This is a genomic window from Bizionia sediminis, assembly GCF_042684585.1.
Lineage (GTDB): Bacteria > Bacteroidota > Bacteroidia > Flavobacteriales > Flavobacteriaceae > Algorimicrobium > Algorimicrobium sediminis.
This window is the reverse complement of record NZ_JBHULS010000002.1, coordinates 399220-419155: the sequence shown is the minus strand read 5'-3', so window position 1 is coordinate 419155 and position 19936 is coordinate 399220. Positions and strand designations below refer to the sequence as shown.

15 protein-coding genes are annotated in these 19936 nt (G+C 38.6%); 6 read left to right on the top strand and 9 right to left on the bottom strand.

The window, feature by feature from the left end:
• The first annotated feature begins 5 nt into the window (after positions 1–5).
• The 3 genes from rnc to pyk all read left to right on the top strand — a co-directional run bounded on the left by rnc (position 6) and on the right by pyk (position 2800).
• On the top strand, positions 6–746 hold the full coding sequence (rnc, locus tag ACFSQP_RS06265) for a ribonuclease III (protein WP_376892556.1): 741 nt from the start codon (positions 6–8) through the stop codon (positions 744–746).
• Positions 747–869: 123 nt separating this feature from the next.
• Positions 870–1349: an IPExxxVDY family protein gene (locus ACFSQP_RS06260; protein ID WP_376892555.1), complete on the top strand. Its 480-nt coding sequence runs from the start codon at positions 870–872 to the stop codon at positions 1347–1349.
• Positions 1349–2800: a pyruvate kinase gene (pyk, locus tag ACFSQP_RS06255; protein ID WP_376892554.1), complete on the top strand. Its 1452-nt coding sequence runs from the start codon at positions 1349–1351 to the stop codon at positions 2798–2800. Before ACFSQP_RS06260 ends, pyk begins: the two co-directional genes overlap by 1 nt.
• A 91-nt stretch (positions 2801–2891) precedes the next feature.
• On the opposite strand, the gene ACFSQP_RS06250 is transcribed toward pyk, so the two are convergent.
• The 5 genes from ACFSQP_RS06250 to dinB all read right to left on the bottom strand — a co-directional run bounded on the left by ACFSQP_RS06250 (position 2892) and on the right by dinB (position 7525).
• Positions 2892–3743 (bottom strand): PepSY-like domain-containing protein, encoded by an 852-nt coding sequence (locus tag ACFSQP_RS06250; protein WP_376892553.1) that lies wholly within the window; start codon positions 3741–3743, stop codon positions 2892–2894.
• 37 nt (positions 3744–3780) lie between these two features.
• Positions 3781–4221, bottom strand: coding sequence for a PepSY-like domain-containing protein (locus ACFSQP_RS06245; RefSeq protein ID WP_376892552.1), 441 nt, complete (start codon positions 4219–4221; stop codon positions 3781–3783).
• 189 nt (positions 4222–4410) lie between these two features.
• A complete protein-coding gene (gene porY / locus ACFSQP_RS06240; RefSeq protein ID WP_376892551.1) occupies positions 4411–5682 on the bottom strand; it encodes a PorY family sensor histidine kinase in 1272 nt (423 codons plus the stop codon).
• The gene (locus ACFSQP_RS06235; RefSeq protein WP_376892550.1) at positions 5679–6356 is read right to left on the bottom strand and encodes a response regulator transcription factor; all 678 of its coding nucleotides are present in this window, start codon (positions 6354–6356) and stop codon (positions 5679–5681) included. Before ACFSQP_RS06235 ends, porY begins: the two co-directional genes overlap by 4 nt.
• Positions 6357–6421: 65 nt before the next feature.
• Positions 6422–7525 (bottom strand): DNA polymerase IV, encoded by a 1104-nt coding sequence (gene dinB / locus ACFSQP_RS06230; protein ID WP_376892549.1) that lies wholly within the window; start codon positions 7523–7525, stop codon positions 6422–6424.
• 41 nt (positions 7526–7566) lie between these two features.
• Between dinB and ACFSQP_RS06225 the strand changes: the two genes are divergently transcribed.
• Both ACFSQP_RS06225 and ACFSQP_RS06220 read left to right on the top strand, forming a co-directional pair.
• A complete protein-coding gene (locus tag ACFSQP_RS06225) occupies positions 7567–8226 on the top strand; it encodes an NAD(P)H-binding protein (protein ID WP_376892548.1) in 660 nt (219 codons plus the stop codon).
• 32 nt (positions 8227–8258) lie between these two features.
• Complete coding sequence (locus ACFSQP_RS06220; RefSeq protein WP_376892547.1) at positions 8259–8726, top strand: CYTH domain-containing protein; 468 nt, start codon at positions 8259–8261, stop codon at positions 8724–8726.
• Positions 8727–8800: 74 nt separating this feature from the next.
• Here the strand turns inward: ACFSQP_RS06220 and pbpC are convergent, their stop codons facing one another.
• The 4 genes from pbpC to ACFSQP_RS06200 all read right to left on the bottom strand — a co-directional run bounded on the left by pbpC (position 8801) and on the right by ACFSQP_RS06200 (position 18232).
• On the bottom strand, positions 8801–11152 hold the full coding sequence (gene pbpC, locus ACFSQP_RS06215) for a penicillin-binding protein 1C (RefSeq protein WP_376892546.1): 2352 nt from the start codon (positions 11150–11152) through the stop codon (positions 8801–8803).
• Positions 11153–11161: 9 nt separating this feature from the next.
• Positions 11162–11473 carry an antibiotic biosynthesis monooxygenase family protein gene (locus ACFSQP_RS06210; RefSeq protein ID WP_376892545.1) on the bottom strand — a complete coding sequence of 104 codons (312 nt, stop codon included), beginning with the start codon at positions 11471–11473 and terminating at the stop codon, positions 11162–11164.
• A 9-nt stretch (positions 11474–11482) separates the two neighbouring features.
• Complete coding sequence (locus tag ACFSQP_RS06205; protein ID WP_376892544.1) at positions 11483–17053, bottom strand: alpha-2-macroglobulin family protein; 5571 nt, start codon at positions 17051–17053, stop codon at positions 11483–11485.
• Positions 17054–17152: 99 nt separating this feature from the next.
• Complete coding sequence (locus ACFSQP_RS06200; protein WP_376892543.1) at positions 17153–18232, bottom strand: isoaspartyl peptidase/L-asparaginase family protein; 1080 nt, start codon at positions 18230–18232, stop codon at positions 17153–17155.
• A gap of 122 nt (positions 18233–18354) precedes the next feature.
• Between ACFSQP_RS06200 and amaB the strand changes: the two genes are divergently transcribed.
• On the top strand, positions 18355–19908 hold the full coding sequence (gene amaB, locus ACFSQP_RS06195) for an L-piperidine-6-carboxylate dehydrogenase (protein WP_376892542.1): 1554 nt from the start codon (positions 18355–18357) through the stop codon (positions 19906–19908).
• Positions 19909–19936 lie beyond the last annotated feature (28 nt).

Here is a 19936-nt window from a genome sequence, read left to right as displayed (position 1 = left end):
AACGAATGAAATACATTCGAAACATATTAAATTCCCGTTCAAAAACTGACGGGAATTTTTTTGTGCGTATTCAGGAAATATTGGGGTTTAAACCAAAAAATATTGCTTTTTTTAAGAAAGCATTTACCCACCGCTCCATGAATATAAAAGATGCGCAAGGACACCCTATTAACTACGAGCGCCTGGAGTTTTTAGGCGATGCCATGCTAGGTGCTGTAATAGCGTCGCACTTATATTCTGAAGTACCCAGTGGCGATGAAGGTTATTTAACCAAAATGCGCTCTAAAATTGTGAGTCGCGAGCATTTAAACGAACTCGGAAAGGACCTAAACTTAATAGATTTAGTAACGAGCAAAATTCCGAAAGGCCATTTTGGCGACAATATTTACGGCAATTTATTTGAAGCCTTGGTAGGTGCCATATTTTTAGATAGAGGCTATAAATATTGCGAAAAATTTATTTATAAAAAGGTTATTATTCCCTATGTAGATATAGCCCAATTAGAAGGAAAAGTAATAAGCTATAAAAGCTTGCTTATTGAATGGTGCCAAAAAGAAAAACGCACCTTCGATTTTAATATTTACGACGATACCGGAAATGATAACACCCGGCATTTTTCAGTAAAATTAGCTATCGATAATAAAGTGGTGTCCAAAGCACGCGCAACTTCCAAAAAGAAAGCCGAAGAAAAAGCAGCCAAACGCGCGTTTTTTGTATTTCAGAAAGAAATGTCCAAACTTACCTAATAAAAATAACTAATAACCAGGTTGCAAAAGCCCTGTGTTATGTTCATGTTAAGTTTAGCTTAAAGGCACTAATTATAAGCGTATTTAGTAGTATCTTTACATGCCGTTTTTAAAACTTTGTTTATGCAAAAGTTAAATTTGGATGACTTTGAGGAACCCATTAATTACACATTAATTGGTATTCATAGCAATTTAGAAGGTTACCGGCTGGCCTACTTTTTAAATAAAGAATTACAACTTCAGTTAGTGCGACAAAAAGAGGATTTAGACTTTAAACACCCCGAATCCTACGAAATATACGAATGGACAGACGCACTTAATTTAGTAACCTGGCATTTGGTTTCAAACATTTGTAGTACCGAGCAAGCAGCAGCTACCAATAGCCATACACTGTTTAGCTTGGCTGCTACCGAAACAAAAACCTATTACCTAATTCCGGAATATAAAAAAGTGAATTTTTTTTTAAAAATATCCGATAAGCTCTGTAGCGAAGAAAACGTACAGCAGTTTATTAAAAACCTACAAAATATTCCGAACGTGGTAACTGCTTACAGCATAAACCCCACAGAACTAAAATCTAAAAACAATTTAATATTTTATTAATGTTAAAAAGAAAAAAAACAAAAATTGTAGCCACATTAGGCCCGGCAACTAGTACAAAAGCTGTTTTAAAAGCCATGCTAGAAGAAGGTGTTAACGTGTTTCGTATTAATTTTTCGCATGCCGATTATAAAGATGTCGAAGCGCGCATAGCCATGATTCGCGAATTAAATGCAGAATTTGGGTATAATGCCGCTATTTTAGCCGATTTACAAGGTCCTAAACTGCGTGTGGGTACCATGAAAGGCGAAGTTATTGTAAACCAAGGCGACGAAATTATTTTTGCCACTGGCAAGCGTTTTGAAGGTACCAAAGACCGTGTTTATATGACTTACGAGAAGTTTCCACAGGATGCCAAACCAGGCGAGCGCATACTTTTGGACGATGGAAAACTTATTTTTGAAGTGGTAGCAACCAATAAAACAACGGAGGTTAAAGCACGCGTTATTCAAGGTGGCCCATTGCGCTCCAAAAAAGGGGTTAATTTGCCAAACACGAATATTTCGCAACCAGCTTTAACTGACAAAGATATTGAGGATGCCATTTTTGCTATAAAGCAGGAAGTAGATTGGTTTGCACTTTCCTTTGTCCGACATGCCGAAGATTTAATGCAACTGGAGGCACTTATTAATAAACACAGCGACCATAAAATTCCAATTATTGCTAAAATTGAAAAGCCTGAAGCCGTTGAAAATATCGATAAAATTGTAGCGCACTGCGATGGCTTAATGGTGGCGCGAGGCGATTTAGGGGTGGAAATTCCAGCAGAAGAAGTACCGCTTATTCAAAAAAAATTGGTGCTACGCGCCAAGCAAGCGCGTATTCCAGTAATTATTGCAACCCAAATGATGGAAACCATGATTTCCAGTTTAACACCAACACGTGCCGAGGTAAATGATGTAGCCAATTCTGTTATGGATGGTGCCGATGCGGTAATGCTTTCGGGCGAAACATCGGTGGGGCAATATCCAGTTCAGGTTATTACACAAATGTCCAATATTATTAAAAGCGTGGAACATTCCAGCTTAATTAAGGTACCACAGTTGCCGCCTCATATTCGTACCAAACGGTTTATTACAAAATCTATTTGCTACCACGCCGCCAATATGGCAAACGAAATTGATGCTAAAGCTATTTCAACTTTAACCAATAGTGGTTATACGGCATTTCAAATTTCCGCCTGGCGCCCAAAAGCACATATTTTAGTGTTTACCTCTAACCGCCGTATTTTAACCCAACTTAATTTGCTTTGGGGTGTAAAAGCGTTCTTTTACGATAAATTTGTAAGTACCGATGAAACCATTGAGGATGTTAATACCATTGCTTGCCAAAAAGGTTATTTGGAAGCTGGCGATATGCTAGTTAGTTTAGCAGCCATGCCCATTCAAGACAAAGGGATGGTAAATACCTTGCGTGTTACGGAAATTACAGATGCTAATTTTAAGAGTTGCTAAACGGCGTTTTAAACAAGAAAAAAGCGATTATGACAAGACTATCATAATCGCTTTTTTAATGGGTTTTGTTTTAGGTTTTCAGCCCTTTAACTTAATCGTTATCAATTCTTATAAATTCACCTGTTAAGGTAAACTCCAAATCCAAGTCATTATCCAATTCTACTTCTTGGTGGTTGGCTTCTAGCTCCCAGCTTGTTACAAAATTGTTTGGGTAATTCTGTACCAAATAATCTAAAATAGCCTGTGGAATAACCGTGCTTGGTAGGGCTGTTAGGCTTTCTATACTGGTAATTTCAAAGGTGCTGTTAAATTCCAGTTCTATGTTTCCATTTAAATCTATATCGTAAGTAATTACAAAATTTTCAATTTCTTTAGTAGCTAAAACTATGTTGTTGGTAGGGAAATGTGTGTTTATATAGTCGGTAATAGCTGTTGGAATTTCAGTTGGTGTTAGTACAATTTCTTCATCGTCTGCTTCGCCATCGTCATCGGTATCAATACCAATAAATGCACCATCTAAAGTAAATTCTAATTCCAAGTTATTATCTAGTTCTACCTCTTGGTGGTCATCGTCCAATTCCCAATCTGTAATGGTGTTATTTGGGTAGTTGGTAGCCACATAGTCTAAAATGGCTTGTGGAATTACCGTATTAGGAAGCGGCTGTCTGCTTACAATTTGAGTAACGGCATAACCACTGTTAAATTTTAAATTTACGTTATCCGTTAAACTTAGCGCATAACTAACCGTATTGTTCACGGTTTCTTTTAAGGCAGAATTTATAGTGTTGCTTGGGAAATGCGTGGTTACATAGGTTTTTATGGCATTTGGAATTTGAGCGTCGCTTAACATCTCGGCGTTGTAATTAGATGTGGCGTTATCGTCGTTACTACAAGACATTACGGTTGCTACTAAAGCAAATAATACTAATTTTAAAGTTTTCATGTTGTTGTTTTTTTATTAAATATTTGTTGTGGGTTTCTTACTTTTTAGGTGTGGAAATTAACTTTCCATCCGTGTTTAATAACAGCTTGTGTTCCTGGCGTCCTTTTTCTATCTCTAGCCAATAACTTACCGTATCGTTTTCTACAAATTTCTTGGCATCGTCAATATGAAAGCCAGGATAGTCGCGTTTTATGGTGGCCTTTACAGCGTCTGGTAAATCGCGTTTCCATAAATCTTCGGCATAGCGTATTTGTTTGCCGGAAGTGTCGTACCAAGCTTCGAAATCAGAAAAAAATCCTATCTCAAATTCTACTTGATATTGGTTGCCTTGGCGTTCCCATTCTATATCGCTAGCTTTCGGAAAATCTTTCTTAAAACTATTTAGTATTACCGATGGCACTTGATCTGGATTTAGGTCTTGCGCTATTGCCGATCCGGTTATGGCTAAACAAAGCATTATTAGTTGTAATGTTTTCATATCTTATGTTTTATTTATAGTACAAATGTAGCTGCCAAATCTGGAAAGAAATTGGAATTTTTAACCAGTGGCTTAATTTTTTTTAAAAAATGCTAAACGGCTTTTGGGTGTGCTAATTAGTTGTTTTTAAACATGTTGAGGTGTTAAAAAAACAACAACTGTTATTTGTAAAAAGCGTTTTAGAGGTGGTTATTTTTTAAATGTTACTAAAAAACAATGCAAATTATTTTCAAACGTGTAGCGCATATCAAAATTGTACAGTTGGCAAATAGCCTTGCATATAGCAAGCCCTAATCCGGTACTTTTTGTTTTGGAGGCATCTTTTTCAAATCTATTAAAAATGCTTTGGGCATCTAAACCTAATTGGGAACCCGAATTACAAATACGAAAATAGGTAGCGGTAAGTTCTAGGTGCACAGTGCCACCTGTTTTATTGTGGAAAATAGCATTTTTTATTAAGTTTGAAATTAAAATGTCTGCTAGTGCTGGATCCATAAAAACGGTAACGTTACTACTAATATGTTTCGTTATTTGAATGGCTTTAAAATCGGCAAAATCCTGAAAATTTTCTAAAATCGTATTGCTAACCGGTTCCAGTGCTACATCTGTTTCATTTGGAAACTGTTTGTTGTCAATTTTAGCGAGTAGTAATAATGATTTGTTTAAAAGCGTTAAGCGCTCGGCCATTTGTATTACTTCCGCGATACTTTGGGCATCGGTTTGGTTTAAGTTTTCCGATTCTAAAAGTAATTCTAACTTATTCCTAATAATAGCTAATGGGGTTTGGAGCTCGTGCGATGCATTTTCGGTAAACTGCTTTTGCGATAAATAAGCCTCCTTGGCGTGTGCAATTAAAGCGTTGGATGCGTTTTGAAGCTCCGTAAACTCTTTAGTGTTTGTGCGGACATTTAAAGCGCCACTGTTTTTGTCCAAACGGTAAGCTTTTAGCCGGTTTAGTATGTCGTAAAACGGATTCCAAACACGTTTTAAAATAACATTGTTTATAAGGATAATACTGCTTACTAGAATTAAAAATAGCGTAACCACACTCCAAAAAGAATCTTCAATTAAATCGTCTTCTTCCACTAAAGACGAAATAACTTTTAGGCGGTAATACTGATTATTGTGCTGAAATGCTGAATGTAAAATACGCACCGGCTCCAAATCGTCTTCATTTTGCCGGTACATTAAGGTGTCTCGGAATACATCGGTTATGGTCAATGCTTTCTCTTTAGAAAGGGGATGGATTTCAAAATTATTGCCACCAAACTCTCGTTGAAGTAATAAGGTAGAGTCGGTTTTTACTTTCTGAATAATTAGTAATTTGTTATTGTCTAAACCGTCGTCAATACTATCGCGAATTTCATCTTTTAAGTTAAAATAAAAAATAACAGACCACACCCCAATTATTATAAAAAAGGTAACGGCCATGTAAATAAGCGATTGGTTTAAGAGTTTCATAATGCCACCAATTTATAGCCTACACCATACACGGATTCTATAGCAATATCTGCTTGTGCATCCTGTAGTTTTTTGCGCAAGTTTTTAATTTGATAGTAAATAAAATCGAAATTATCTGCTTGGTCTACCTGATCGCCCCATACATATTCCGCCAAGGCTGTTTTGGTTATTAACCGGTTTTTATTAAGCAAAAAATAGTTTAAAATATCGAACTCTTTTCGGTTTAAATGAATGTTTTGGCTAGCAACAGTTAAAGTACGTTCGGTTATATCGAAAACAACATTTCCTATATCAATACTGTTTTTTCCATCTAAATTTTTACGGCGCAGCACGGCTTTTATACGGGCGTTTAGTTCCGCAATATGAAAGGGTTTGGTTAAATAATCGTCGGCACCTAATTCCAAACCTTTTAATTTATCGTCCAAAGCATTTTTAGCAGATATAATAATTACATTTTCCGATTTTCCTAGTTGTTTTAATTTTTCCAGTAAATCCAAACCACTGCCATCTGGCAACATAATATCCAGCAAAATGCAATCGTAATCGTAAAGCGCAATTTTTTCTTCGGCTACTAATATGGTATCTGCTACCTCCACCACATACTGCTCTTTTTGTAAAGAACTTACCAGGGTTTCGCGCAGTGCTTTTTCGTCTTCGATAATTAAAATTTTCATGCTATAAAAATACAATTAAACTTGGGAAAGAAATGGGAATTTACACGGTGCCCAATTACTTTTTTCTAAAAGGCAAACTTTAATTGCACACTAACGGTTTTGTTTTCTTCCGGTTTTTTGGCTTTTTTATGGGTGTTTAGGTTGGCTAACGAAATTCCTAATAACCGCACCGAGTTTTGCATGCTTTCTTGATATAACAAGTCTTTTGCTGTTTCTAAAATTACTTGGGCATCGCTTATAAAATAAGGCAGCGTTTTACTTCGTGTTTGCATTGTAAAATCGCTGTATTTTATTTTAAGTGTTACTGTTTTTCCAGCAATATTGCTTTTTTTTAAGCGGTTGGACACTTCATTGGCAATATGTTCTAATTTTTCGAGCATAAATATTTCAGACGATAAGTTTTCGCTAAACGTCCGTTCTGCAGCCAAGGATTTCCGAATGCGATTGGGTTTTACTTCGCTGGTGTGAATACCACGAACCACATGGTAATAAAAACGTCCAGATTTACCAAAATGGGTGTCTAGATAGTCAATGGTTTTCGACTTTAAATCGGCTCCAGTAAAAATACCCAATTGGTACATTTTCTCGGCCGTTACTTTCCCAACGCCATAAAATTTACGGATATCTAAGGCTTCTAAAAATGGTAAAACGTCTTCGGGGTTTACGGTTTTTTGTCCGTTGGGTTTGTTGTAATCGCTGGCAACTTTGGCAATAAATTTATTAATGGAAATTCCTGCAGAAGCAGTAATCCCTATTTCCTTGTGTATGCGACTGCGTATTTCTTGGGCTATTAGGCTAGCACTGGGATTACCTTTTTTGTTTTCAGTAACGTCTAGGTAGGCTTCATCCAGAGAAAGTGGTTCCACCAAATTGGTATACTCATAAAAAATAGCTCGCACTTGTTTCGATATTTCGCGGTACCTATCAAAACGGGTAGGAACAAATAGTAAGTCTGGACACAACCGCTGTGCTAGCATGCCGCTCATAGCACTTTTAACACCAAACTTTCGGGCTTCGTAACTAGCAGCACTCACCACACCGCGGTTGCCACCTCCACCTACAGCAATTGGTTTTCCTCGTAATTCCGGATTGTCCAACTGCTCAACAGAGGCATAAAACGCATCCATATCCACATGAATAATTTTTCTAATAGGAAAAGTGTCTGGCATACTGTAAATTTATAATATCTTTAGCATATAAACAGATTATTATGGGCAAAACGGCTATTATTTTGGGGGCAACTGGCTTAACGGGAGGGTTGCTGTTACAGCAACTTTTAGCCGATTCCAGGTACAGTAAAATTAAGTTGTTTTCCAGACGTTCCTGCGGCATATCCAACCCAAAAATTGAAGAACATTTGGTAGATTTATTCAATTTAAAAACGCATCGCGAACAGTTTACAGCCCATGTTGTATTTTGTTGCATAGGTACCACTAAAGCGAAAACACCCAATAAGGAAACCTATTTAAAAATAGATTATGGTATTCCAGTTGCCGCTGCCGAAATTGCTAAAGAAAATGGCATTAAAACTTTTATTGTTATTTCGGCTTTAGGCGCAGATATTCATAGCAAGGTGTTTTATAGCCGAACCAAAGGCAGGATGGAAGCTGCTGTTTTGGCGGAGCAAATTACGCACACCTATATACTGCAACCTTCTTTAATTTGCGGCAAACGCAAGGAAAAACGTTTGGGTGAAGATTTCGGTAAAATAGTGATGCGGTTTTTAAATCCGTTTTTAATTGGCGCCTTGGCTAAATACAAGAGTATAAAGCCCGAAACGATAGCTGCTTGTATGGTAATTCTAGATAATAACCAGTATCCCGCCAACAGGATTGTTTCCGATGATATTAAACACATTGTTAACCAGTAAATGGGTTTTCGCTTTAAGCAACTAGGTAAATTATGATTGAAATAGAACGTAAATTTTTAGTCCATTCGCAGCAATTTAAAACCGATGCAACCAGTAAAACACGCATAAAACAAGGTTTTTTAAACACCGATAAAGCGCGTACTGTGCGCATCCGGTTACAAGATACTAACGGCTTTATAACCGTTAAGGGCGCTTCTTCAGATAACGGCTTATCGCGTTTTGAGTGGGAAAAAGAAATTTCTAAATCAGATGCCGAAGCGTTACTAGCCTTATGCGAGGTTGGCGTAATTGATAAAATACGGCACCGGGTGGCTGTTGGCAACCATGTTTTTGAAGTAGATGAGTTTTTTGGTGAAAATGCCGGATTAATTGTTGCTGAAGTAGAACTTTCGCACCCAAATGAAACCTTTGAAAAACCCAAATGGCTCGGAAAAGAAGTAACCGGAGATGTTAGGTACTACAATTCGCAACTAAGTAAGCAGCCATACACTACTTGGTAACCAAATAGGGTGTTTGTGTTATAATAACGGCAATCGTCGTAAATGGGATGCTTTTGGTTAATTTTAAAACAGGTTTATTCCGAAATAGTAATCCAACGCTTCGCCTCATTACCATAGGTGTCCACAACCGTTAGCAAATGTTTTCCTTTTTTGGGAAGGATTCCAAACTCATGAATATCTTGTGTACTCCCTAAAAACTGTTCATTTAAATACCAAAATACGGTGGTTTCAGGTTTGGAATGTGCTATTTTTAAAACCAGTTCATTGGTTTTTCCGCCAAAATCTTTTGGTAGGAATAGGGTGTTGTTGTTATTAGGATAAATAAATTCCATGGAAACAGCATTTTGGCCCAAGCAGTCTGCTCTAAAAGGTGGTAAGGGTTTGTAAAACGGATTTTTGGTTTTGTAGTAATAGCCCATTAATGGCGGCAATACAAACCAGGGTTTATGCAAAATGTTTGCTACAGGCTCGCAAGATGAATTGACTTGAAATTGTGCAGAGCTGTTTAAATGAACCAACACATGATACGGACAAGGTTTGGTTTTTAAACCTGAAATTTGAATGTATTCAGCTAGCACATCAGGGCAATTTGGCGCAGCCCGATGGCCACTTTGTTTGCAAATAGCCACCTGCTGCATCTCATCAAAAGGTTTTGAAAACCAATTGCTATTTGGTAGCAGCTTAAACACATCAAATAAAATGGGAGCTGCAGTTTGCACGCCCACCAATCCTGGTCTGCCTTCGCCATCGGCATTCCCAACCCAAACGCCTACAACATAATCCTTTGTGCTGCCAATTGCCCAAGCATCTCGAAAACCAAAACTGGTGCCGGTTTTCCAGGCTATTTGTTTGGAACCATCATAAAACTCCCAATTATCATCGCCTTCTGGCCTGTTTACGGTTTTTAAACTGTCGTAAGTTAAATAAATAGATGCGGCATCGAAAAGCGTTTTTTCGGTTGTTTTTTGTCCGAAGTTTGCTGTTTCGGAGTTTATGAAAATAGGCTCTATAAATTCATTACTAAAATATTCGCTGGATGTTTCCGAAAAGTGGTTGAGTGTTGACGACAGCGATGCGTAGCTTTTACACAAATCCCATAAACTACTTTCAGCCCCACCTAAAATAAGCGATAATCCGTAATAATTAGCTGTTTCCGAAAGATCTTTGAGTTCTAATTTTTTCAAATATTGATAAAATCTATCTAAACCAAATTCTTGTAGCATCCGTACAGACGGCACATTTAACGAGCGCGACAAAGCCCTGCTGGCAGGCACAGCGCCATCATAACTTTGGTTGTAGTTTTCAGGTTGGTAGCTGCCGTATTGGGTGGGTACATCTGCCACCAAGGTATTGGGAAGTATGCTACCTGCATCTAGCATGGCTGCGTGTAAAAAGGGCTTTAAAATGCTGCCCGTACTGCGGGGTTTATCAATAATATCTACATCTTTTTGGTGCCATTTATCGGTAGGCGTATTACCAACATAGGCCAAAACATTTCTGGTTTTTACATCCAAAATTAGTACGGCTGCATTGTGTATATTGTTTTGCTTTAATTGGTTGTAATGTGTTTTTACCAGCTGATTAACGCGTTTCTGTAAATGTGCATTTACAGTTGTTTGTACCCGTTTGCCTGCGTGTGTTTTGGCAATTTTTTGCAGTAAATGTGGCGCTGATTGTGGCAGAGCAAAGGGTTTTTGAGGCACATCTTCGGCAATGGCTAATGCATAGGTTAAAGAATCGATGGTTGCATTGTCTAGTAATTTTTTAAGTAAACGATTGCGTTTATTACGCAGTTGTTCCTGATTTTTTCCGGGGTAAATTAAACTTGGTGCATTGGGTAACACGGCTAAAGTGGCGTGTTCTGCCCACGATAGTTGTTTTGCATCCCGATTAAAATACCGCCAGGAGGCCGCATCAAGTCCCACCACATTGCCACCAAAAGGTGCGTTGCTAGCGTAATAGGCTAAAATTTGATCTTTGCTTTCACGAAGTTCCAAACGGGTAGCTAAAATAATTTCAATGCCTTTTTCAAAATAGGTCCTATCTTGGCCTTTTCTGGATAGTCTAATAACTTGCTGGGTAATGGTACTTCCACCTCGTGTAATACCGTTGGACTTTAAATTGGCTTTAAAAGCTTTAAAAATGGAAACCGGATTAAATCCTGGGTGTTTGTAAAAGTAAGCGTCTTCAAAAGCCAAAATACAGGCCTTAAATTTTTCAGGAACCGAGTCGTTTTGCGGAAAACGCCACTGGCCATCAGCTGCAATTTTAGCACCTAAAAGCTGGTTGTTTTTACTTGTAATTACCGTGGCTGTAGGGTCTGAAAACAAGTGTTTGGGTAAACAGACATAATAGGCTATTAATAAAACGCCAAGCACGCCCATTTTTAGTTTATGCGTTTTTATATATGTGGCAATTTGTTTCATATAAGCCACTTATTCGCGGTGGAATTCGTATTCGTGCGCTACTTTACAAATACGTACATGGTACCAATTATACCAGTTTTCGCGACCTTTTTGTTGGGCAAGTATATGCTGACTTTGTTGTTTCCAGTTTTTTATGGCCTCTAAACTTTCCCAATTACTTACCGTAATACCTATGGTATCTCTAGCCGATTCCATACCCAAAAATCCTGGTTGCTCTTTAGCTAGGCGCTCCATAAATTCTGTCATTCCGGCATAGCCTGCTATATTTTTGGTTTGTTTAGAAGTAAAAATAACCGCGTAATAAGGTTTTTTCTGTTCCATGAGTTTTGTTTATTTTCCAACAGTAATCCATTGGCCTTTATTTCGAACGAAATAGCTAGAATCGTACATGGCTTCGGCTTGAATACCTGGTAAATAGTAAGTTCCTAAATAGGAGGCGTTTAGCATAATGTGAAAGGTTTTTTGGCCTTGGTTTCCGTTTGGTCCCAAATCGAAATAATAATTTACCTCATTATCTCGAATATCGGTATAGCGCGCCTGACTTGTGGTAGCGGTACCAAAATCGGTAAATCGGGTGTTAATTATTTCCCAGCCAGACGGGAATAACTGTGTTAGTGCCACATGAGTTACCGAATCGTTTTTAAGATTGGTAATGGTTACACTTGCTACAAAATCTTGGCCTTGTTGTAAGGTTGCTATGTCTAGCTTGTTCCCTGCTAAATCTTTGTAGTTTACTAAAACGTCCAAGCCACGCTGTTCCTCAAGTTCTTCGCCTAATGGCAGTTTACCAGCATTAAGCAGGCGCAAATATACGGTATTCGCGTTTTTGTTTGTTACCGTAAGCTGGTTTGTACCATTTTTAATATTTAAATCGCGTTGGGCAATAGCCAAGTTCGTTTTAATTTGTTCAGATTTTCCGTTAAACGAAACTTCCAAATTAAGGTCCTTGCCGCCGTTTGCTTCAACCATTTTTGCCATTGCTAGCAGACTATAAGCTGTTGTTTGTGTACTCATCCAAGCATTGCTGGATAAACTTTTTGCTAAATATTCTGCCAATTCGCGTTGTTGTGGGTTTTTGGTTAATACCATAGTCTCCAATGCCATAGCGCGGTTTCTAGTTACCGAACCAAAGGTGTATGCCATCTGTTTGGTGTTTTGGAAGTTTGTAGTAGCCGTTTGGCTTATGGCTTGGCTTGCCTCCAATTGTCCGGCCAGTGCATATGCAGCTGCCAGACGCCATTTACTTTCATTGGAAATATTGGAAAATTCCCGTAAGCGGTTCATAGCAGCCAAGTCTGGTTGTCCTGCAAGTGCCAGGGTATACAAGCGGTATGCTTGTGCCAAATCAGAACTAGCCGTTTGAAAGCTTGGTAGCCAATTTCGAGCAGCTTGTTTTTGGTAGGCAAGCCAGTTGCTTTTAAAGGTTAGTGGTAAAACAAAACCTTTCTTTTCGGCCTCCAACATAAAATGACCAGCATAGCTAGTAGACCAATCGTTGGGAGTGTTTTCGCCCAACCAATAGCTCATCCCGCCATTTGGTAACTGAAATTGTGCCAAACGTTTTATACCAATTTCAATATTTTTTTGAATGTCTTGTTTTTTGTCGACAGTTAAATCGAAAATATCATTTAAAAATAATTGTGGAAAAACACCCGATGTTGTTTGTTCCAAACAACCATGAGGATACTGAATTAAAAATTGTAAACGCTTGGTAAAATCCATAGGCGGTAGTGTTGAAAATTCTACCGCAGCTTTATTGGTTCCTACTTCACCAAAAGTTGAAAAATTAAGTGTTTCTTGAGTGTTTGCTTGAACCGTAATATCCAATGATTTGGAAGTAATGGGGTTTGGGTTTACCACATCAATTTCAACCTTGTAAGTAGATTTTTCGCCATTACCGGTGGCAATAACCTCTATAGTATTGAAACCTTTAGCCTGACTAACATCTAGTTGAAAATAGCGCATCTGCTCGTCTGGTTGGTTGAAGGTTATGTGCTGCGTTTTTTCACCTATCACCGAAATGCCGTTACTTAATTTAAGACTTATGGAAGCATTTTTAACTTTCTTATCCATGGCAAAAACAGTAACGGGAAGCGTTACTAATTCGCCAGGGCTTAATTTTCGTGGTAGCGAGGCTAAAACCATTAAAGGTTTTTTAACCTGAACCGTTTTGTCTGTACTGCCATAAGCTTCGGTTGTGGCGTTTCCAGCTACCACCATGGTACGGACAGCACCAATATAGTTAGGGAGTTTTATGTTGTGCGATTTGCTGTTACCAGCCTCCAAATGAAACGGTCCTAAATACCGTACAACAGGTTTAAACCGGTTCGCTTTTTTGTTTTTTCCAGCTAACGCATTGGCATCGCCACCAATGGCAAATACTTGATCTATGCTTCCGGTATAGGCACCTATAACGGCGTCAAACACATCCCAGGTTTTAACACCTAAAGCCTCACGCGCATAAAATGCGTTCCATGCATTTGGGGTTTTAAAACGGGTTAAATCCAACAAACCTTCCTCTACCACAGCAATGGTGTAGGTCATGGCCTTGTTGTTTTTTTCGGAAACTTTTACAGTAAATTCCTGTTCGGGCTGTAACTCGTCTGGCATTTTAAGTTGAGGTTCCAATTTGGTGTTTGGGTCTTCCACCATAAGTGGAATAACGCCAAATAACCGAATGGGTAAATCGTTTGCCGTTATGGCATGTGGCTGTAAAAGTGAAATATTAATAAACACGTTTGGTGCCATTTCGGGTGTGATGGGAATACGAACCTCGGTTTCACCTTGTTGGGTTGTTACCCATTTGGTGTCTATTACTTCCGTACCATTTTCTACACTAACCAACGCACGACCTTCACTACCAGAATTAAAGGTAATGATAGCCGTTTCGCCAATAGTATAGGTTTCTTTATCTGCTGAAAATACCAGCATTTTTGCTGCTTCTTTATCGTTGGTTGGTGCCTTTTGCCACCAGTTTTTATAAAAGTAAGCCGTTCGTCCTGTAGCATGCCCACTTTCGGGATCCATGACACGAATAAGATAACGACCACCTTCTTCGTCTGGAATATTTATATTAAAACTGCCTTTACCTTGTGCATTGGTGTTTACTGTAGTATCTAAATACGGTTTGTGGTAATTACTGGATACGTAACTAGATAGGTTATCTTCGGCAGCATTCCACCACCAACGCCATTCAATTTTATAAATTTTTACCTCCAAATTATTGCGCTGAATAGGTTTTCCATTTTTATCCACAACAACTACATCAAAGGTTTGATTTTCGTCTGTAAAAAAGGAACCATAAGCTTTGGGTTCTGGCGATTGTAAACCTACAAAGGACTCGTAAGGCGCAAAGGGCATCGTGAAAGCATCCATGGAAAAATCGCCACCATTTTCAAAAGCACGGACTAAAAATTGCACGTTTAACATGCCGGGCGCATTTTTACCAACCTCCAATTGATTGTTAATTTTTGCGATACCTTCGGCATTCACACTTCCTTCAAAAACGGTTAACTCTTCGGTTTCAAAGGTACGGGTAGGATCGGAAAATATGTAGTTTTTGTAGTTTTGAAATCCAGAATAGGAGCTGCTAATTTTGGCTTTAATTTCAGCTTTTAAGTTTTTTCCAACTGCGCCATGCAGCCATTTTACGTCTAGCGTTCCTGCCAGTGGTTTGTTGTTGGTTAAAATGTCGTTTTCAAAAGCCACATTAATTTTTAAACGATTTGGTTTAACGGTTTCAATTTTTAAGGTTTTATAAAAAACAGCACCACCTACAACTACTTTGGCATTGTAATTACCTGTTTTGTCCTCCGGATTCGTTGGCACAGTAAACCTGTAAAAATTATGATTGTGTAGCGAGGTTGTGTGGTTGTAAATAAGTTTCCCGTTAGGATCTGTAATTTCTAGTGTTACAGGATGATTTTTTGGTAGTTTATTGGCTTTATCGTTTAAAATAAAAGTTAAGTTTAGTGTATCGCCTGGGCGCCAAACGCCGCGTTCACCGTATAAATACCCTTTTAAGCCCCGTTGCATTTTGTTTCCGGATACATCAAACTTACTCAAGGATAGTGCGTTGCCGTCGTCTAGTTTTAAATAGGTGGTGCTATTGTCTTTTTTTACTAAAGCAAAGGCAGCGTGTTTGTCTGCATCTATAGTTAGTAGGCCTTCGGAATCGGTTTTTAAAGTAGTTAATTCCTGCTGTTGGTAATTGTAAAGCGTAACGACTGCATTGGGTTCAGGATTGGTTGTTAAAATATTGGTAACAGCAAAGTAATACGAGTTATTATCCCCGCGCTTTGCAATTACCCCAAGATTGGAGGCAATTAAGTTTTGCGACACCACACGGCTGTCGTTGTAGTAAGCTTTATGACAAGGGTTGTCGCGTTCGCTCCAGTTATAAATATCATCCTTATAGCTGTATATTAAATTATCCCAATAGGCTTCCTCGCGAATCGTTTCGTTGGCACTGTATAGGTCATCATTGTTATTGCCGTAATAGTGGTTTTCGTAATAAGAATCTTCAAAATCATCGGTGGTATTGCTGCTTGTATGGCTTGCAGTGCAATCGTATAGAGCATAATTTTTGTTAAAGCTTAACTCCACGCGGTATATGGCCCCCGGATCTGCCTTAAAATAATGAGACAAATCGATGCTGTAAGCGCGCCATTTTCCTGTATTTTGTTCAGCAGATTGCAGCGCAATGGTTTCTGTGGCAATGCGTCGGCCAACTTGCCTAATGGCATAGTTGTTTGTGCTGTTTAAATCGGCGTCTTGTAAAAACTGCAAAACATTATTTTGAAAAATTTTAATAATGCGAACATCCACAGCGCTTAAGTTTACAGCTTCAAAGTTAAATTTAAGTTGTTGGGAGTTTGGCAATATATTTCCATTACGTATAAGGCGTACTTGAGGTTTTAGATTTTCGAAGGCAAGTGTTTCAGAGAACTCCTGCTTTAATTTAAAACCGTCTGTGCTGGTAATACCTTCAAAAACATTTAAAGCCAAGTTGCCTACCAATTTACTTTCTGGATACACGTTTAAAACATGACCATCTACGCTAAATTTTGGGTTATTGCTAGAGGCAATGGTTACCAAACCATCAAAGTTTTGTTGTTTTTTCAAAGGATCGGAAAAGTTTATGGAAACATGCTGCTCCGGTTGTTGCATAACTTGCACGCTTACGATACTAAAATTTTCAATACCAGGAATTTTAAAGGAGCTTGTGCCGGCATACTTGGCATTGATGGCTTTACCATCCCAATTTATCACAATTTCCGAATCCTTGGTTGTTCTGTGAATACTATCAATTTTAAAGTCGAAAATCTTGCCCTCTGTATGGTATTCATTAAACACAACTTGTAAGGTTTTTTTGTTTTGCGAAGCAGCTACTAGTTGTTTAGCTTGTTTAAGTGTGATAACATCGGAAGCATGTAAAACCCCTTCAAGATATTGCCATTCTTTGCTATACGATTGTAAATTTGTAGTATTAATGTTAAAATTAGGAGAAATGGTTTTAAACTGAAACGTATAGCTATTAAAGTTGTTAGGGATGGTTTTATATATGTCTTTAAGGTTAACACTTACCGTGTATTCTGTGTCGGGTTCTAGCCATTCATCTGGCTTAAAAAGCAACGTTTGGGCGCTGCTTAAAAATAATTTTCCGGATACGTGAGGCGAAATAGTTAGAATGTTTTCTGTTATTTCAGTGTCTACTTCCCAATTTTTAATGGGTTTGGCCAAATTAATGTAAATAGGGTCTGCAACGGATTGCAATCCAGAGCTAGTAAAACTAATATATTCCCGAAATTTATATAAATTATCGGTTTGTGTTTCACGGGTGTTACATGCTGAAAGCACCACCAGAGCCAGCAGTAACGAGATAAGTTTTTGGCAAGACATATATTTTTGGTTTTAGTATTTTTAAATAAAATGGTAATTATACCAACAACGGCACAGTTTTATATTTTTCTAGCTGCTGTAAACTATAAAGTTTTTTAGTTATTGCTCTTTGTACAGTCCTATTTGTAAATTTCCCGCAGCATCCATAGACGCCCGATACATACCTGCAGTATTAAATTCCATAACCATATTACCCGCAGCATCTACAGCAATTATACCGCCATCGCCTCCCAGTTCTGGGATTTTTTTCTGAATAACCTCTTTAGCTGCTTCTTGCAAACTAATACCTTTATAAGCCATTAACGCCGAAATATCGTGAGCCACCATACCGCGTATAAAAAATTCGCCCCAACCAGTACTAGAAACGGCACATGTGGCGTTGTTAGCATAGGTTCCTGCGCCAATAATAGGTGTGTCGCCAATACGGCCCCAACGCTTGTTTGTCATGCCACCCGTTGAGGTGCCAGCGGCTAAATTGCCCTGTTTATCCAGAGCTACACAGCCTACGGTTCCAAATTTAGTATCGGTAATTGATGCGTCATAAACAGAACTGGTTTGGTTGGTAGTGTTTTGGGCCTCATGTGCTTTTACGTGTTTTAAGGTTTGCAGTCTGTTTTCGGTATAAAAATAACTGGGGTCTACAAGTTCCAGTCCCTGCTCCTGGGCAAATTGTTGGGCGCCCGTGCCAGACAGCATAACGTGAGGCGATTTATCCATAACCGCACGCGCCAGTTTAATGGGGTTTTTAACAGTTGTTGTACCCGCTAAAGCACCGGCATTTAGGGTACGCCCATCCATTATGGAAGCGTCTAATTCGTTGCTTTCTTGGTGTGTAAAAACAGCTCCTTTTCCGGCATTAAACAAAGGGGAATCTTCTAAAATTGTAATGGTTTCCTCTACGGCATCCAAACTGCTGCCACCCGTATTAAGTATGTTGTAACCCACTTTAATAGCTTCCTCTAATTTGGCTTTATAGGCAGCTTCATTTTCTGGTGACATGTTTTTTTTCAAAATTGTTCCGGCACCACCGTGAATAACAATAGCAAATTTATTAGTAGAAACGAGCATGCTATCTGCAGCTGGTTGTTTTTGGAAATGGGAAGCGGCTTGTAATTCTTCTTTATTTTTACAGTTAGAAAATAAAAGACAAACAAAGGCTAGAAACAGGAGGTTTTTCATTGGTAACTTCTTTTAAACGAGAAGGGAAAGTTAAGAATTTTTAAATCGAATCACTTTAGTAAGGCAACATTTATTAGTATATTCGCGAATAGTAAGAATATTAATTAAAAAAAATAGAATTTATGCAAGAAGTTGCAACAGATTTCGGTATTGAAAAAGCCCTAAAAGCACTGGGCATTAAGGATATAAACAACGGAACGTCTACTGGTTCCAACAATTTTTCCAGTGGAGAGCTAATAGAAAGTATTTCGCCAGTAAATGGAAAATTTATAGCAAAAGTTAAAACAACTACCAAGGAAGATTATGAGAAAGTAATGGAAGCTGCTACGGCTGCTTTTCCAATTTGGCGTGCCATGCCTGCCCCGCAACGTGGCGAAATAGTGCGTCAGTTTGGTAATAAACTACGCGAATTAAAAGAGCCACTTGGCCGTTTAGTGTCTTACGAAATGGGTAAATCGCTTCAAGAAGGTTACGGCGAGGTGCAAGAAATGATTGATATTTGCGATTTTGCGGTAGGCTTATCTAGGCAATTAAATGGCCTTACTATTCCGTCCGAGCGTCCTGGTCACGTAATGCGCGAGCAATGGCACTCTTTAGGTGTTGTGGGTATTATTTCTGCATTTAATTTTCCGGTAGCAGTATGGTCTTGGAATACTGCTTTAGCATGGGTTTGTGGCGATGTTTGTGTGTGGAAAGCTTCAGAAAAAACACCATTATGCTCGGTAGCATGCCAAAATATTATTGCCGAAATTTTAAAAGAAAATAACCTGCCTGAAGGTATATCTTGTATTATTAACGGCGATTATAAAGTGGGCGAAATGATGACAACAGATACCCGTATTCCATTAATTTCTGCCACAGGTTCTACACGCATGGGTAGAATTGTAGGTGTTACCGTTGCAGAGCGTTTTGGGAAATCGTTATTAGAATTAGGTGGTAACAATGCCATTATTATTACGCCAACAGCCGATTTAAAAGTGGTGGTTCCAGGAGCCGTATTTGGTGCTGTAGGTACAGCAGGACAGCGTTGTACATCCACACGTCGATTAATTATTCACGAATCTGTTTACGATAAGGTGCGCGATGCTATTGTGGGTGCTTACAAACAATTAACAATTGGAAACCCATTGGACGAGAAAAACCATATTGGTCCGTTAATTGATCACGATGCTGTAAATACCTATTTGGCCGCTATTGAAAAAGCAAAAGCGGAAGGTGGTAATGTATTAGTAGAAGGTGGTGTGCTAGAAGGCGAAGGCTACGAAAGTGGCTGCTATGTAAAACCAGCCATTATTGAAGCGGAAAATCATTTCGAGATTGTACAACACGAAACATTTGCACCAGTATTATACTTAATGAAGTATACTGGCGATGTGGAAAATGCCATAGCTATGCAAAATGGCGTAGCGCAAGGTTTATCTTCGGCTATTATGACCAACGAAATGAAGGAGGCCGAAAAATTCTTGTCTTTTGCAGGATCGGATTGTGGTATTGCTAACGTAAATATAGGAACCTCTGGTGCCGAAATTGGTGGCGCTTTTGGCGGTGAAAAAGAAACGGGAGGCGGACGTGAATCTGGTTCAGATGCATGGAAAGTATACATGCGTCGCCAAACAAATACCATAAACTATTCGGATGAATTGCCATTAGCACAAGGTATTAAATTCGATTTATAATTGCTTTAAAGCTTATAAGCATGTTGTA

Coding starts and splice junctions, on each gene's coding strand:
- porY (WP_376892551.1), bottom strand. CDS start 5,682: ATGAAACTCTTAAACCAATCGCTTATTTACATGGCCGTTACCTTTTTT.
- ACFSQP_RS06235 (WP_376892550.1), bottom strand. CDS start 6,356: ATGAAAATTTTAATTATCGAAGACGAAAAAGCACTGCGCGAAACCCTG.
- ACFSQP_RS06200 (WP_376892543.1), bottom strand. CDS start 18,232: ATGAAAAACCTCCTGTTTCTAGCCTTTGTTTGTCTTTTATTTTCTAAC.
- rnc (WP_376892556.1), top strand. CDS start 6: ATGAAATACATTCGAAACATATTAAATTCCCGTTCAAAAACTGACGGG.
- ACFSQP_RS06220 (WP_376892547.1), top strand. CDS start 8,259: ATGATTGAAATAGAACGTAAATTTTTAGTCCATTCGCAGCAATTTAAA.
- ACFSQP_RS06205 (WP_376892544.1), bottom strand. CDS start 17,053: ATGTCTTGCCAAAAACTTATCTCGTTACTGCTGGCTCTGGTGGTGCTT.
- ACFSQP_RS06225 (WP_376892548.1), top strand. CDS start 7,567: ATGGGCAAAACGGCTATTATTTTGGGGGCAACTGGCTTAACGGGAGGG.
- ACFSQP_RS06245 (WP_376892552.1), bottom strand. CDS start 4,221: ATGAAAACATTACAACTAATAATGCTTTGTTTAGCCATAACCGGATCG.
- ACFSQP_RS06260 (WP_376892555.1), top strand. CDS start 870: ATGCAAAAGTTAAATTTGGATGACTTTGAGGAACCCATTAATTACACA.
- ACFSQP_RS06210 (WP_376892545.1), bottom strand. CDS start 11,473: ATGGAACAGAAAAAACCTTATTACGCGGTTATTTTTACTTCTAAACAA.
- dinB (WP_376892549.1), bottom strand. CDS start 7,525: ATGCCAGACACTTTTCCTATTAGAAAAATTATTCATGTGGATATGGAT.
- ACFSQP_RS06250 (WP_376892553.1), bottom strand. CDS start 3,743: ATGAAAACTTTAAAATTAGTATTATTTGCTTTAGTAGCAACCGTAATG.
- pbpC (WP_376892546.1), bottom strand. CDS start 11,152: ATGAAACAAATTGCCACATATATAAAAACGCATAAACTAAAAATGGGC.
- pyk (WP_376892554.1), top strand. CDS start 1,349: ATGTTAAAAAGAAAAAAAACAAAAATTGTAGCCACATTAGGCCCGGCA.
- amaB (WP_376892542.1), top strand. CDS start 18,355: ATGCAAGAAGTTGCAACAGATTTCGGTATTGAAAAAGCCCTAAAAGCA.